General features: G+C 70.9%; 13 protein-coding genes, 1 tRNA gene and 1 pseudogene. 10 read left to right on the top strand and 5 right to left on the bottom strand.

Features of this window, described 5'->3' with window-relative positions:
• The first annotated feature begins 92 nt into the window (after positions 1 to 92).
• Positions 93 to 165 (top strand) — tRNA-Lys (locus tag AB0G74_RS19590).
• A gap of 667 nt (positions 166 to 832) precedes the next feature.
• On the opposite strand, the gene AB0G74_RS19585 is transcribed toward AB0G74_RS19590, so the two are convergent.
• The gene (locus AB0G74_RS19585; RefSeq protein WP_361147852.1) at positions 833 to 1,822 is read right to left on the bottom strand and encodes an XRE family transcriptional regulator; all 990 of its coding nucleotides are present in this window, start codon (positions 1,820 to 1,822) and stop codon (positions 833 to 835) included.
• Positions 1,823 to 1,950: 128 nt separating this feature from the next.
• Between AB0G74_RS19585 and AB0G74_RS19580 the strand changes: the two genes are divergently transcribed.
• Positions 1,951 to 2,613, top strand: a complete 663-nt coding sequence (locus tag AB0G74_RS19580) for an HAD family hydrolase (RefSeq protein WP_361147850.1) — start codon at positions 1,951 to 1,953, stop codon at positions 2,611 to 2,613.
• On the opposite strand, the gene AB0G74_RS19575 is transcribed toward AB0G74_RS19580, so the two are convergent.
• Positions 2,594 to 3,250, bottom strand: a complete 657-nt coding sequence (locus AB0G74_RS19575; RefSeq protein WP_361147848.1) for an HAD-IA family hydrolase — start codon at positions 3,248 to 3,250, stop codon at positions 2,594 to 2,596. The two genes, AB0G74_RS19580 and AB0G74_RS19575, sit on opposite strands and share 20 nt — an antisense overlap.
• 128 nt (positions 3,251 to 3,378) lie before the next feature.
• Here AB0G74_RS19575 and AB0G74_RS19570 point away from each other — a divergent pair, with 128 nt between their 5' ends.
• The 6 genes from AB0G74_RS19570 (at position 3,379) to AB0G74_RS19545 (ending at position 7,703) form a co-directional block, all read left to right on the top strand.
• Entirely contained in the window at positions 3,379 to 4,599 is a 1,221-nt protein-coding gene (locus tag AB0G74_RS19570) for a helix-turn-helix transcriptional regulator (RefSeq protein WP_361147846.1), read from the top strand.
• Between the two features lie 165 nt (positions 4,600 to 4,764).
• The gene (locus AB0G74_RS19565) at positions 4,765 to 4,929 is read left to right on the top strand and encodes a hypothetical protein (RefSeq protein ID WP_361147844.1); all 165 of its coding nucleotides are present in this window, start codon (positions 4,765 to 4,767) and stop codon (positions 4,927 to 4,929) included.
• A gap of 225 nt (positions 4,930 to 5,154) precedes the next feature.
• Complete coding sequence (locus tag AB0G74_RS19560; RefSeq protein ID WP_361147842.1) at positions 5,155 to 5,349, top strand: hypothetical protein; 195 nt, start codon at positions 5,155 to 5,157, stop codon at positions 5,347 to 5,349.
• A 177-nt stretch (positions 5,350 to 5,526) separates the two neighbouring features.
• Positions 5,527 to 5,802 carry a hypothetical protein gene (locus tag AB0G74_RS19555; RefSeq protein WP_361147840.1) on the top strand — a complete coding sequence of 92 codons (276 nt, stop codon included), beginning with the start codon at positions 5,527 to 5,529 and terminating at the stop codon, positions 5,800 to 5,802.
• A 175-nt stretch (positions 5,803 to 5,977) separates the two neighbouring features.
• Positions 5,978 to 6,712, top strand: a complete 735-nt coding sequence (locus AB0G74_RS19550) for an HD domain-containing protein (RefSeq protein ID WP_361147838.1) — start codon at positions 5,978 to 5,980, stop codon at positions 6,710 to 6,712.
• Positions 6,713 to 6,842: 130 nt separating this feature from the next.
• Positions 6,843 to 7,703, top strand: a complete 861-nt coding sequence (locus tag AB0G74_RS19545) for a methyltransferase domain-containing protein (protein ID WP_361147836.1) — start codon at positions 6,843 to 6,845, stop codon at positions 7,701 to 7,703.
• 136 nt (positions 7,704 to 7,839) lie between these two features.
• On the opposite strand, the gene AB0G74_RS19540 is transcribed toward AB0G74_RS19545, so the two are convergent.
• The gene (locus tag AB0G74_RS19540; RefSeq protein ID WP_361147834.1) at positions 7,840 to 8,583 is read right to left on the bottom strand and encodes a hypothetical protein; all 744 of its coding nucleotides are present in this window, start codon (positions 8,581 to 8,583) and stop codon (positions 7,840 to 7,842) included.
• A 164-nt stretch (positions 8,584 to 8,747) separates the two neighbouring features.
• On the opposite strand from AB0G74_RS19540, the gene AB0G74_RS19535 reads away from it, so the two are divergent.
• Positions 8,748 to 9,494, top strand: a complete 747-nt coding sequence (locus AB0G74_RS19535) for a VOC family protein (RefSeq protein ID WP_361147832.1) — start codon at positions 8,748 to 8,750, stop codon at positions 9,492 to 9,494.
• An 88-nt stretch (positions 9,495 to 9,582) separates the two neighbouring features.
• On the opposite strand, the gene AB0G74_RS19530 is transcribed toward AB0G74_RS19535, so the two are convergent.
• Entirely contained in the window at positions 9,583 to 10,191 is a 609-nt protein-coding gene (locus tag AB0G74_RS19530; protein WP_361147830.1) for a choice-of-anchor C family protein, read from the bottom strand.
• 515 nt (positions 10,192 to 10,706) lie between these two features.
• Here AB0G74_RS19530 and AB0G74_RS19525 point away from each other — a divergent pair.
• On the top strand, positions 10,707 to 11,771 hold the full coding sequence (locus AB0G74_RS19525) for a methyltransferase domain-containing protein (RefSeq protein WP_361147828.1): 1,065 nt from the start codon (positions 10,707 to 10,709) through the stop codon (positions 11,769 to 11,771).
• Positions 11,772 to 11,919: 148 nt separating this feature from the next.
• Here AB0G74_RS19525 and AB0G74_RS19520 read toward each other — a convergent pair.
• Positions 11,920 to 12,107 (bottom strand): annotated as a pseudogene (locus AB0G74_RS19520) (HNH endonuclease); the annotation flags it as partial.

Here is a 12,107-nt window from a genome sequence, read left to right as displayed (position 1 = left end):
GACGGCCTTTCCCCACCCGCCACACGCCTACCACGGGATACCCGATCGGCTCCGGTCCCGGCTCCGGCTATGCTCAGGTGTGGTCGGGCCGAGGGCCGCTAGCTCAATTGGCAGAGCAGCGGACTTTTAATCCGTTGGTTGTGGGTTCGAGTCCCACGCGGCCTACCGCCCCAGGTCCCGGGTACACCCGGATGACCTGCGAAGAAGCGCCCCACCCGGCTTTCGGCCGGGTGGGGCGCTTCGGCGTTGTGAGGCTTTGCGAGAGCTCATCCGAGGACGAGCTGACATCGTGCGCCCTACTGCGGGGGCTGTGTGTCAGGAAATGACAGCGATGACCAGGCTGACGAAGAGATTCCACCAGCCAGGATTGGACCACCAGGGATCCCCCGGCTCCATCCTCACCTGCTCCCTCCCGTGAGTGTTTGTAGCACGGACCGGTTGCCGACCCGCTTTCTGGCTAACCGGCCTCCTGGTCGGCCGGTTACGCAGTCAAGGCGAACAGTCCCCTTGGCTGTTCAGTTGTCATCGGCGAGTCGGGCTGGTGATCGAGAGGCCATCAAGCGTGCGGTTCAGTGCCGGACCGCCACAGGCACGCGTGGGCGCCGAACCGAAGGGTTCGGCGCCCACTAACTGACACAACCCCGCTCGTGCGGGGACGACTGCATGTTTTGGCCTTCACAGCCAAGTGGACTGGGGACACCCCCGCACGCGCGGGGAGGAAATGGCGAGATCAACCGCAGTCTCTAACGAGTGTCGGGCTGTCTGGTGCCGGACGTATCCGACCGGGAGGCCACTTGCGGTGGGAGAGCGTGACCGGGGCGATGCCGACTGTTCAGTTCAGCGCGCCGATGCGGACGGCGAAGGTAAGCACACCGGGAAGTGCGCGGTCGTGGCGGAGGAGACCGGTGGCCATGGTGCGGACCGAGCCGCGCCGGACTTCCTGCGGGGCGGCTCGTTCGGCGGCCAGGAGGGCTTGGTACGTCCGGTCGGGTTTGGCCCACTGGTCGAAGGCGCGGGCGACGTCGATCCAGTAGCGGGCCCGGCGTTCGGGCGACGGGAGGCGGGTGACGTCGACCCGGCGGGCGTGTTCGACGGCCAGTCCGCAGTCGCCCAGGAGGTGGCTGATGGAGATCCGGTGCAGGAGGACCTGGCTCGGTCCGAAGAAGGTGGTGCCACCCGGCTGACCGTCCCGGCCCAGCCGGGTGGCGGTGGCCTCCGCCTCGGAGATCAGTTCCCGGGCGGTGTGCCGGTCGCCCTGTTTGGCGGCGGTGTAGGCGGCGGTCGCGTACAGATTGCCCTGTACGGAGAGGCGTTCCGCTTCCGGGGCCGCGCGGTCGTCCGCGAGCTGCCGGGCGGCGGTGACGGCCACTTCGGTGGCGCGGGCGTAGTGCCCCTGGCGCCGCCAGGAGCTGGAGACCATACGGTGCGCTTCGGCGATGGTCAGCGCCCCGGCCCCGGACAGCGCGGCGGTCAGGGCCCGGTCGGCGGTGACGGCGGCCAGGCCGTCCTCGCCGAGTTTGATGCAGAGCCGGGTGGCCGTGTTGTAGAGCTCGGCCACGGCGCTGGCCGACTCCTCGGCGGCGCCCTGCCGGCCCAGGGCCTGGGCGAGAGCGATCCGGGCGGGCAGCGCGCGGGCCAGGGCGTCGTAGCGGCAGGCCCCGAACTCCCGCCGCGACGCGGCGAGCGCGGCGCGGACCGATTTCCGGGTGGGCTCGGCTCCGGCACTCGGGGCGTCCCGGTGCGGCAGCAGGTCCTCCGGCCAGGACGTCGTACCGAGAACGGCGGTCGTCGTCAGCCCGGCCAGCAGGTCACGGCGTCGCAAGGGGCCTCCCTCGGGGGCGTCTGTCGTTCCACTGTGGAGGTGACGCGGCCGCTCCCACAAGATGGCCGAACTCCCGCCGGCCTGGGCTCGCCTCCCGCTCGGCGGGGCGAGTTCCTAGGCTGGCGCTCATGATTCGAGCGGTGGTGTTCGATGTCGGCGAGTGTCTGGTGGACGAGACCCGGGAGTACGGCACCTGGGCGGACTGGCTGGGAGTGCCGAGGCATACGTTCACGGCCGTGTTCGGGGCGGTGATCGCCCAGGGGCGGGACTACCGGGAGGCGTTCCGGGTGTTCCGGCCCGGATTCGATCTGTACGAGGAGCGGGAGCGGCGGGCGGCGGCGGGGGAGCCGGAATGGTTCGGCGAGGGGGACCTCTATCCCGACGTACGCCCGACGTTGGCGCGGTTGCGGGCGGACGGGCTGTGGCTGGGGATCGCGGGCAACCAGACCGTACGGTCCGGCGCGCTGCTGCGGGAGTTGTTCTCGCCGGACGTGGATCTGATCGGCACGTCCGACGACTGGGGCGCCCACAAGCCGGATCCGGAGTTCTTCACCCGCCTCGCCGCCGTGGTGCCGTTTCCCCCGGCGGAGATCCTGTACGTCGGTGACCGCGTCGACAACGACATCCGTCCGGCCGTGGCGGCGGGGATGCCGACGGCGCTGGTACGGCGGGGCCCGTGGGCCACGATCCAGTGGGGCACGGAGGAGGCCCGACGGCTGCCGACGTTACGGGTGACGGGCCTCGCGGAACTTTCGCGCGTCGTGACGGGGCTCAACGCGGGAGGGCGTTGACCTCACCCGGTGGGCGCGCGTCGAGAAGCAAGTCGTCCAGCAGGTCCGCCGTGGCGCCGGGGTCCGTGGTGTGGTGGATGGTGCGGATACCGAGGGCTTCGGCCGGCGGCAGGTTGTGGGCGTGGTCGTCGACGAAGACGCACTCCGGTCCGGGCAGGCCCAGTTTCTCCAGCGCCCGCTCGTAGATCGCGGTCGCGGGCTTGCGGATCCCTTCCTCCTCCGACAGGACGACGACGTCGAAGAAGTCTTGGTAGAGCCCGAGTTTCTCGTACGGGTTGTACGGCTCGACACCGAAGCTGTTGCTGAGCATGGCCAGCTTGACCCCGGCAGCCCGGGCACGCCGCGCGGCTGCCACGATCCGAGGTTCGGGGTGGAGATTGGCGAGGGCGCGCCGCATCAGGTCGGTGGGGTCGATACCGAGGATTCCACCGATGACCCGGTTCCAGTCCTCCTGGGTGGCCTGACCGACTTCGAGCGCGGCGTAGACCGCGACCCCCTCCGGGTGATCGTTGAGCGCGTGGAAGTAGGCGCCGGATGTCAGCCCCTCGGACCGTTCGAAGGCTTCGCCGTTCAGCCGCATCCGGGTGGTCAGGACGCCACCGAAGTCGAGGATCAGTCCGCTGTAGGGGGCGGGCAAGGCTACCTCCTGGCTGTCGGAGCGTTCGGGGTGCTGATGGGGCAGGGGAGCCAAGTATCACCTCTGCCCCTGCGCGGGGGCATAGGCTCTGCGATGGGACTTGGTCCACTACGGCGAATGGTCAAGCCATGGTGTATGACGGAGAGTTGTTCAGTGTCGGCCAGCGGATCCGATGGCTCCGGGAGCAACGGCGGATGTCTCAGAAGGTCCTCGGAGACTTCGTCGGCCGGTCGGAGAACTGGGTCTACAAGATCGAGCACGATCGGATCCCCGTCGACCGGGTGCCCGTGCTGATAGCGCTCTGTCAGGCACTCCGATGCAGTATCGAGGACCTCACCGGCGGCTACGTAACGGGAATCTCGACCGGCCAGGCGGAGCACGAACATGTCCCCGCCATTCGGCAGACCCTGTCTTTGCCCGCGTCCCTTCTGTCGCTTCGGGCAGACGGGATCGGGGCGGATGACTTCGAGACCTCCGTCACGGATGCGTGGAAGGTGTACGAGACCCAGGCCGTGGCCCGATACCGGGATGTCGGGGCGCGTCTCGCGACGCTTCTGGGCCAGGGGCACGCCACCTTGCGCGACGCTTCCGAGGGCGAGGAGACCCGGGTTCTCCGGCAGTTGGTCAGTCTCTATGGCCTGCACCAAGTGTGGCTGCGTCGGGTGGGCGAAACGACATCGGCCCGTGTCGCGGCTGACCGCGGGCTGGCACTCGCCGAGCGAACCGGTGACCCGGCCCTGTTGGCGGCGGCGGCCTGGAATCTGAATTGTGTGCTGACGTCCGCGGGCGATGTGTCGGACAGTCTGGAACTGGCCCGGCAGACCATCGCCCGCTGTGAGCCGGACGAGAAATCGCCCGTCGAACACTGGTCGGCCTATGGCGCACTCCATCTTCAGGGTGCGGTCGCCGCCGTACGGGCCAACAAGTCGCTGATGGGCTGGGACCTCTACCAAGGCGCCCGACGTGCGGCGAGGAAGGTCACCTCCGAGTTCAACCACTGGCACACCTGTTTCGGACCCACGAACGTCGCCATGCACGAGGTGCATCTGATGGCGGAGGACGGAGATCCGGGCGAGGCGCTACGAGTCGCGGACACGGTACGGATCAGCTCGGGGGTTCCACTGGAACGCCGGACGAGGTATCTCATCGAGGTGATGAACCTCAACCGGATCCAGCGTGACGACTACGCGACCGTACACATCCTCGGAAAGCTGATGCAGCAGTCACCGGAAGAGATCAGGTTCTCGCCTCTCGTCCGTGAGGCGGTCGCGGAGCTGCTCAAGCGGGAGAAGCCGTTGTGGTGGGATGACCTCCGGCAGGTCGCCCAGCACATCGGGCTGGCCGCGTGATGATTCGTACACCCTGAGCGCTGCTCAGCCCTGAATATTCCTCAAGGGGGCGACGGTGAAATGCCCTTAGCGTTCTGAGCCATGGCAATGAGTCATGAATCCGGTGACGCTTCGGCGCTCTTATCGGTCAAGAGACGGCATCTGAGGCTTCCCGAGGGAAGCAGGGTGGAACTTACCGAGGCGGGGCGTCTGGCCGTTCCCCTCATCCTGTGCGAGTGGAACGGCCGGGTCGACTCCGTCCCCTTCCTGATGACGGCCGACGAGGCGGTCGCCCTGCGCGACCTGCTCGGACGGCTGCTCGCGGGCAGGCAGGCGGGTGATGCCGGATGAGTCCGCGTCGTACCGCTGGGGACCGGGATCGACGGCGGAAGCTGGCGGATGCCTCGGTGACGCCGCTCCCGGGGCTGACCGGCTCGGTGTCCAGCCGACGGACCCTGGAGCAGTGGGGTGTCGTCGAGGCACCTGAGGGGCCGAGCCCGCTGGGCAGTTCCGTGTTTGATTGGCCTCCGTGCCGTTGTGGCAATTCTGTCTGCCCCGATACACCCGAGGTGGACGATGTCCGGTAGCCCCGCCCCGGTGTCCGGTGGGTTTCCGGAGTACTGCGTGTACTGCGAGCGGTTGGTGGAGCGGACCGAGGAGACCTTGTTGATGCTCGGGTTCTCCGCCTCCGGGTCTCGGCCGTCGCTCTACGCGCACCCGGAGTGCCCCAAGCCGCGTATGCGGGCCCCGTCCCGGCCCCGGCGGGTCTGAAGGCTCCCGGGTTCGGTGGCCCCACGCCCCGGACTCGGGAAAGGGTCCCGGCCCCGTACAACCGATCCCCCGCGGCACGGGGCCGGGCCCCCACAAAGCAAAGACGCCCCGACCGACCGCTCGCAACGGTCCATCGGGGCTCAACCGACCAGCCCTCCGAAGGAGCTGACCTGTCGTATGCGTGACCTTATCCTCAGCCTCGTCGCCGCCGTGCGGGCTTTACTGGAGCCGCGTCGAAGCCGTCACACGGTGATCGTCGTCGTTCCGCCGCCCCGGACCGACCCCTGGGCCCGGCCCTGGACCAGCCCCGGCCGAGCCGAAGCCCGGAACATCCTCCGGCAACGATCCGCCGCTCCCCGCCGGGTGATCATCGCTCCCGACGGGGTCCACTTCGAGCAGCCCGTGGCCGTACGAGCCGCCCGGCCCGGACCGGCGTGGACGTGGATCCGGTGACCCGGGACGGGCTTCTCGCCGGGCCACCGTCGCCCGTCACCGCGGAATGCCAGGTCTGCCGGAGAACGACCAGCGCCCCCGTCGAGGTCCACCCCGGGCGCGTCACCTGCCCCGACCACATCATCGATATCAGTCGTCGCGTGCCGCCTCGGGGCAGGTCCTAGCCTTGCTCTCCATGGAGCTGACCCAGTGGGCGTACGCGCTCTCCGAATCGATGCTCTCCCCGACGCTGCCGCGCCGTTGGGCGCACTCCCTGGGGGTGGCCGAGCGGGCCCGGTCGCTCGCGCCGGTGCTCGGTGGGGACGCGGCGCTGTTGGAGGCCGCCGCCGTGCTGCATGACATCGGGTACGCGCCGGCCATCGCTGCCACAGGCTTTCATCCGCTCGACGGGGCCCGTTTCCTCCGGCACGAGGAGGGGGCCGACGAGCGGGTCGTGTGCCTGGTCGCGCATCACTCCTGCGCCGTTCTGGAGGCGGAGGAGCGCGGACTCCGGGACGAGCCGGCGGGGAAGGCCCTGGTCGACTGCTCCAATCCGGTCGGGCCCGGGTTCCGGCTGCTGACCGGCGGCGGGCCCTCGGCCGCCCGGCTGCTGGCCGACGCCGCGCCCGGGGCGCGGGTGGTGAAGGCGTTCAACCTCTGCCATGTGGACGTCTGGCGGATGCGGCCGCCGGTGTTCGACGGCCGTCCGCTGGCCGTGCCGGTCTGCGGGGACGACGAGCCGGCACTCGTACGGGTCCGGGAACTGGTGCGGGACGCGGGCTGCGAGCCGGTGGCCGCCGGTGGGCTGGAGCGCGCGGGGCTGTTGGAGGCGACCGCCGCCCTGTACATCGGCCTGTGGGTGGGGGAGAACGCGGACGTACGGGCGATGGCGCCGCCGCTGGAGTACGCGGCCGGGCCGGGGCGACCGTAGGCCGGATCACGCGCGGATCATCCGCCCCGGCGTTTCGGCCGGGGCGCCGTCGGGCAAGTGATCTCCCGGTCCGGCCGCCCGGGGAGAGCCGCGCGCGGCACGGTGATCGCGCTCGCGGAGGTGCGGCAGGGTGACGGACGGCACGGACGGTACGGACAAGGCGGACGACGACGGGGCCTGGCCCGCGATCAGACCGGCGGTACGGGAGGCGTACGGCGCGGGGGATCTGAGCCGTGAGCCGATCTTCGCCGGGGGGTTCATCAACTTCGGCTACTGGCACGGCATCGACCTCGGCGGATCGCTCGGCGAGGCGGAACGGGTCCGCAGCCAGGAGGATCTGTACCGCAGAGTGCTGGACGCGCTGGCGCCACCGGCGGGCGGCTCGATCCTGGAGGTCGGCTGCGGTCTCGGGATGGGGTGCGCGGTGGCGCTGCGGGAGTACGGGCCCGCCGCGATCACGGGCATGGATATCCACCCCGACCAGCTCCGGCGGGCCCGCGAGGCACAGAAGGACCTGCTCCGCGCGGAACCCGGGCGGCTGCGGTTCGTCCGGGGCGCCGCCGAGCGGATGCCGTGGGACGGGCCCGAGTTCGACACCGTGATCAGTGTCGAGGCGGCCCAGCACTTCCCCGACCTCGACGCCTTCGCCGCCGAAGCGGCCCGGGTCCTGCGGCCCGGCGGCCGGGTGGGGGTGACCAGCTTCTTCACGGTGGACGAGGCCCCGGTACGGCCCGGCCAGCTCGCCGGGCTGCTGGAGACCTTCGCGGGCGGACTCGACATCGCCCGCCCGGTCGGCGGGCTGGTGGCCGCGCTGACCGGGGCGGGCTTCGACGACGTACGCGTCGAGTCGATCGGGGACCGGGTCTGGCCGGGCTGGGATCTCTGGCTGGCCCGCTGGTGGCCGCCGGGGAGCTGGCCCCGGAACTTCCGGCACGCCTGGGAGCGGGGCATCCTCGACTATTACGTCGTCACCGCCGCGCGGCCCGAGTAGCGGGACGGGTCCGGGGCGTCCCGGGCCCGCCCGTTCGCGAGCCCGCTGACCGAGCCCGTTGACCGGGGCCACTCACCGGGCCCGTTCGCAGGGCCCGTTGACCGGACCGGTTCACGGGCCCTGTCGCCGATTCCGGCTACCGCGAGGCGGTCTCCGCCAGGACGAACCGGCCCGACTCATTGGCCCAGAACGGTTCCACCGTCGTGCCCTTCGCGTTCACCTTCGCCGTGAGGGCGAGGTTGCTGCCCATGAAGCGGAGGTCGAGGGCGAAGGCGGTGGTGTCGCCGGTGCGCTTCAGGGCGTGGATGCGCTCGTTGTCGTACTTCAGGCCGTTGAGGACCTTGCGCACCTGGTCGGGCGCGGTGGACTTGCCGGCGAGGGCCTTGGTGATGCGGTCCGCGTGGCGCTTGCCCGCGCACTGCTCCGCCTCGGACAGCTCGGCCGGCGGCTCGATGGTGTCGGGCTGCTCGGGGACGGGGGCGGTGTGGTCGACCGGGAGCGGTACCGGGCGGGTCGGCGGCTTCTCGTCCGGTCCGAGGGGCTCGTCGGGGGCCGGCGGGACCGGGACCGGGTCCGGGTAGCAGGGGTCCGAGACCTCGTTGAGCATTTCGAAGAACGACCAGTCCGCGTTGGTGTCGTCCTCGTGCGGCTGCTGTTTCTCGGCAGCCGCCACCGTGGCCTGGGTCTGCGGCTGGGTCTGCGCACCGGCTCCCGTCCGTACGGTCTCCTTCATCGCGCCGTCGGCGTTCGACTTGTCGGTGCCACAGGCGGCGAGGGCGAGGACCGCGACGACGGCCGTGCTCGCCAGGGCGAGGCGGGAACGGCGGCTGGTGCGGGCGGTACGGGCGGTGCTCGTCGTGGGGGCGTCGAATCGCTTCATGCTGCAAGTTTTCGATCATCACCGGGTGCTGACATGAGCATCCGTACTCAAACGACGATCCGGACAGGTGGGGTGATCGACCCGGTATCACGGCGGATCGGGGCACGGGTCCCGGCCCGGCGCCTACCCTTCCGGCAGGGAGTCCGCCGTACGAGGGGAGCACCATGATCCGCTGGACGAGCCTGTTCGTGGACCGGCCGCGGGAGCGCTTCGTCGCCGCCGCGGAGTTCTGGACGGCGGTCACCGGGACCGAACTCTCCCCGCGCCGAGGTTCGTACGGGGAGTTCGCGACGCTGTTGCCCGACGCCGCCGTCGCCGATCCGTACGTACGGCTCCAGGGCGTCGGGGCCTGGGACGACGGGACGCGCGGGGCGCATCCCGACTTCCATGTCGAGGAGGTGGCCGCCTTCGCCGCGCGGGCCGTCGCCGAGGGCGCCGAGATCGTCGTGGAGTACGACGACTACGTGGTGCTGGCGTCCCCGGGCGGGCAGGCGTTCTGTGCGGTGGAGTGGCACGGCGAGTCCCGGCGGCCCGACACCCATGCCGGGACCCGGCTGGACCAGATCTGTCTCGATATCACGCCGGAGATATACGAGAAGGAGACCGCGTTCTGGAGCGCCGTCACCGGCTGGCCGCTGCTGATCGCCCCCCGGGCGGAGTACCGGGCGGTCCAGGCCCCGGACGGACAGCTGCCGATACGGCTGTTGCTCCAGCGGCTGGACGAGCCCAGGGAGGCGGGCGCGCATCCCGACCTCTCGGCGGCGGACCGGGCCGCGTCGACCGTCGCGCACGAGGCGCTGGGCGCGACCGTGGTGGGGGTCTTCGAGCACTGGACCGTACTGCGCGATCCGGCGGGGGGCCTGTACTGCCTCACCGACCGGGACCCGGAGACCAGCCTGCTGGAGGGGTGACCCCCAGGGACGGGACGGGACAGGACGGGGGCACGGGGACGGGCCCCGTGCCCGGAGGCGCGGAGCCCGTACCGTACCGAGACGTCGGTCAGCAGGACGACGAACAGCCGCAACAGGCCGACTTGACCTGCACATTGTCGATCGCCGGGCCGTGCGCGCCCGGCGTCCCGCTGACGAAGGCGAGGGTCGTGGCCGCCGCGCCCGCGGTGAAGTCGAACTGCCGGTTCACATACCCCATGGCCGGCCTGGTCTTGCCGGTCACGTCGAAGCTGAAGTCCTGGAAGTTCTGGCCGTCGATCAGCACCCGCCCGGTCTTCACCACCGGCTGCGAGTTGCCGTCGACATTGCCCGCCAGGGAGTAGCTGACGGTGTACGTCCGCCCGGGCACGGTGGTGAACGTCTGGGTCACCGACCCCGGCGCACCCGCGTTGAGGTCGATCGACTGATCGCCCTCGGCGGCCTGCCAGAAGCCGTTGTCGATCAGGTCGATACCGCCGCCGCCCACCCGCCACGGGCCGAGGAGGCTGCCCGCGGGATGGGTCGAGAAGGAGTTCGCGGGGGCGAGCGGGTACTCGAAGCTGCCGTTGTCGAACCGGCTGAGCGCGGCGGCCTGCGCGGGCGCGGCGAGTACGGCACCCGTCGCGGCGAGCGCGAGGGCCGTGGCGACGAGGGTGGTTCGGGCACGCAAGGCTGACATGGAACCTCCGTGAAAGCGCGGACAGGCGTCGGTACCGATCGGTTTCGACGACCCCGGCGGGCATATTTCCCGCCCGACGAATTTCCCGTTCATCGGCCCGGACGCCAACCCCGGGGCGGCGGCGCACTTCTGCGCTTCGGGCGGACGGAAAGCTTCCGGGCGCCGGTTTCCGCGCCGTTCTCCGGCCGTTCACGCCGGGTCGCATCGCAGGTGGGGGCAGGTCGGAGGGGGCGAGTGCTTTCCCCTGGCGATTATTCCGCATGTCGTGGAGGGGGAAACGATACTGCGATGAAGGCGGTCTTCTTTCGCATTCTCATATGAAGAATGCGCGGCCTTCGCGAGAAAGTTCGGTCCGGTACGCGGGAAAGGGGGCGGCCCCACCGCGAGGGGGGAGCGCGGCGGGGCCTGACCCGCCCCTGCCCGGCGCCCGCGGGGTTATGCCTCGGGGATGTGTGAGGACAGCCGTACGAGGGATGCCTCGCGCCGCGTAGTACGTGCCACGTACTATCGCCACCATGCGGACCCATGACGCACAGACCCTCGTCCTGACCGTCCTCGCCGAAGGCCCCCTGCACGGCTATGCCGTCAACTCCGCCGTGGAGAAGCTCTCCGGCGAACGGCTCGGCTCCGGCAGCCTCTACGGCGCGCTGGCCCGGCTGGAGCGGAAGGGGCTGGTCGAACCGATGGAGGTACGGGAGCGGAGGCGGCCGTACCGGATCACCGGCCGGGGCCGGGACGTCCTCAAGGCCGAGGCCCGGACCATGGAACGGGTCAGCGGACAGGTCTTCGAGACCGCCCCGCCCGACGAGATCCACTACCTCGACCGGGTCGCGGCGGGTGCGGGCCGGTCATACAAACATCTCGCCCTGTGTGAACTCCGGGCCTCCGCCGGTCATACCGTCGTCGATCTGGGCTGCGGTCCCGGTACCGATCTGCTGTCCCTGGCCCGGGCCGTCGGCCCCGAGGGCACCGTGATCGGGATCGACGCCAGCCGGGAGATGGTGGCCCGGGCCGGGGAGCGGGTCGCACAAGAGGCCGAGGGGCAGGCCGCGGGGAACGTCGAAGTCCGGCTGGGGGACGTCCACCGACTGCCGCTCCCGGACGCCGGTGCCGACCGGGCCCGTACGGACCGGGTACTCCAGCACGTCGAGGATCCGGCGGCCGTACTCGCCGAGGTGCGGCGGGTGCTCCGGCCCGGCGGCCGGCTGGTGACGGCCGAACCCGACTGGGACACCCTCGCCTTCGACCATCCCGATCTGGAGACGGCCCGCGCCTGGACCCGGCACATCACGGACCGGATCGTCCGCAACGGCGTCCTGGGGCGGCAGTTGCCCAGGCTGGCGCTGGCGGCGGGCTTCGACGTCCCGACCGTCATCCCGGTGACCTCGGTCTTCCGGGACGTCCGGGCCGCCGACGACGTACTGGGGCTGCACCGCAACACCGAACGGGCGGTCGACGCCGGATATCTCACCCGGGAGCAGGGGCGCCGCTGGCTCGACGCCCTCGCCTCGGACGGGCCGTTCCTCGCGGCGGTGACCCTGTACGTGGTCGTCGCCGACGTACCGCCGTCCCGGCTCTGACCTCGCGGGCCGGGCGGGACTTCACGGACACCACCCGGGAAACGGCCCGGCCCGGGAAACGGCCCGCGAACAGCCCGGGACACGGCCCGGCCCCCCGGCGGCCACCGTGGTGGTGGGCCGACCGGGGGGCCGGAACGGCGGCGGAACGTTACGGCGCCGGTTCGTACGTCACGTGGTCACCGGAACAGTCGGCGGCCAGCTCCAACAGCCGGGTCTGTTCGGTCCGGTCGACGGTGAGACCCCAGCGGAGCTTGGTGGCCAGCCACTCCGAGGTGTAGCGGCAGATCGCGCCGTTGGACGGCGGCAGCCACTGGGCGGGGTCCTGGTCGGACTTGG

The sequence above is a fragment of the Streptomyces sp. NPDC020875 genome, from assembly GCF_040641415.1.
Classification (GTDB): domain Bacteria; phylum Actinomycetota; class Actinomycetes; order Streptomycetales; family Streptomycetaceae; genus Streptomyces.
This window is presented reverse-complemented; position numbering and strand designations above follow the sequence as displayed.

What these genes read in the sequence shown, in the direction of transcription:
- AB0G74_RS19580 (WP_361147850.1), top strand. Translation starts at nt 1,951, where the DNA reads ATGATTCGAGCGGTGGTGTTCGATGTCGGCGAGTGTCTGGTGGACGAG.
- AB0G74_RS19570 (WP_361147846.1), top strand. Translation starts at nt 3,379, where the DNA reads ATGGTGTATGACGGAGAGTTGTTCAGTGTCGGCCAGCGGATCCGATGG.
- AB0G74_RS19560 (WP_361147842.1), top strand. Translation starts at nt 5,155, where the DNA reads ATGTCCGGTAGCCCCGCCCCGGTGTCCGGTGGGTTTCCGGAGTACTGC.
- AB0G74_RS19555 (WP_361147840.1), top strand. Translation starts at nt 5,527, where the DNA reads ATGCGTGACCTTATCCTCAGCCTCGTCGCCGCCGTGCGGGCTTTACTG.
- AB0G74_RS19550 (WP_361147838.1), top strand. Translation starts at nt 5,978, where the DNA reads ATGGAGCTGACCCAGTGGGCGTACGCGCTCTCCGAATCGATGCTCTCC.
- AB0G74_RS19540 (WP_361147834.1), bottom strand. Translation starts at nt 8,583, where the DNA reads ATGAAGCGATTCGACGCCCCCACGACGAGCACCGCCCGTACCGCCCGC.
- AB0G74_RS19535 (WP_361147832.1), top strand. Translation starts at nt 8,748, where the DNA reads ATGATCCGCTGGACGAGCCTGTTCGTGGACCGGCCGCGGGAGCGCTTC.
- AB0G74_RS19530 (WP_361147830.1), bottom strand. Translation starts at nt 10,191, where the DNA reads ATGTCAGCCTTGCGTGCCCGAACCACCCTCGTCGCCACGGCCCTCGCG.
- AB0G74_RS19525 (WP_361147828.1), top strand. Translation starts at nt 10,707, where the DNA reads ATGCGGACCCATGACGCACAGACCCTCGTCCTGACCGTCCTCGCCGAA.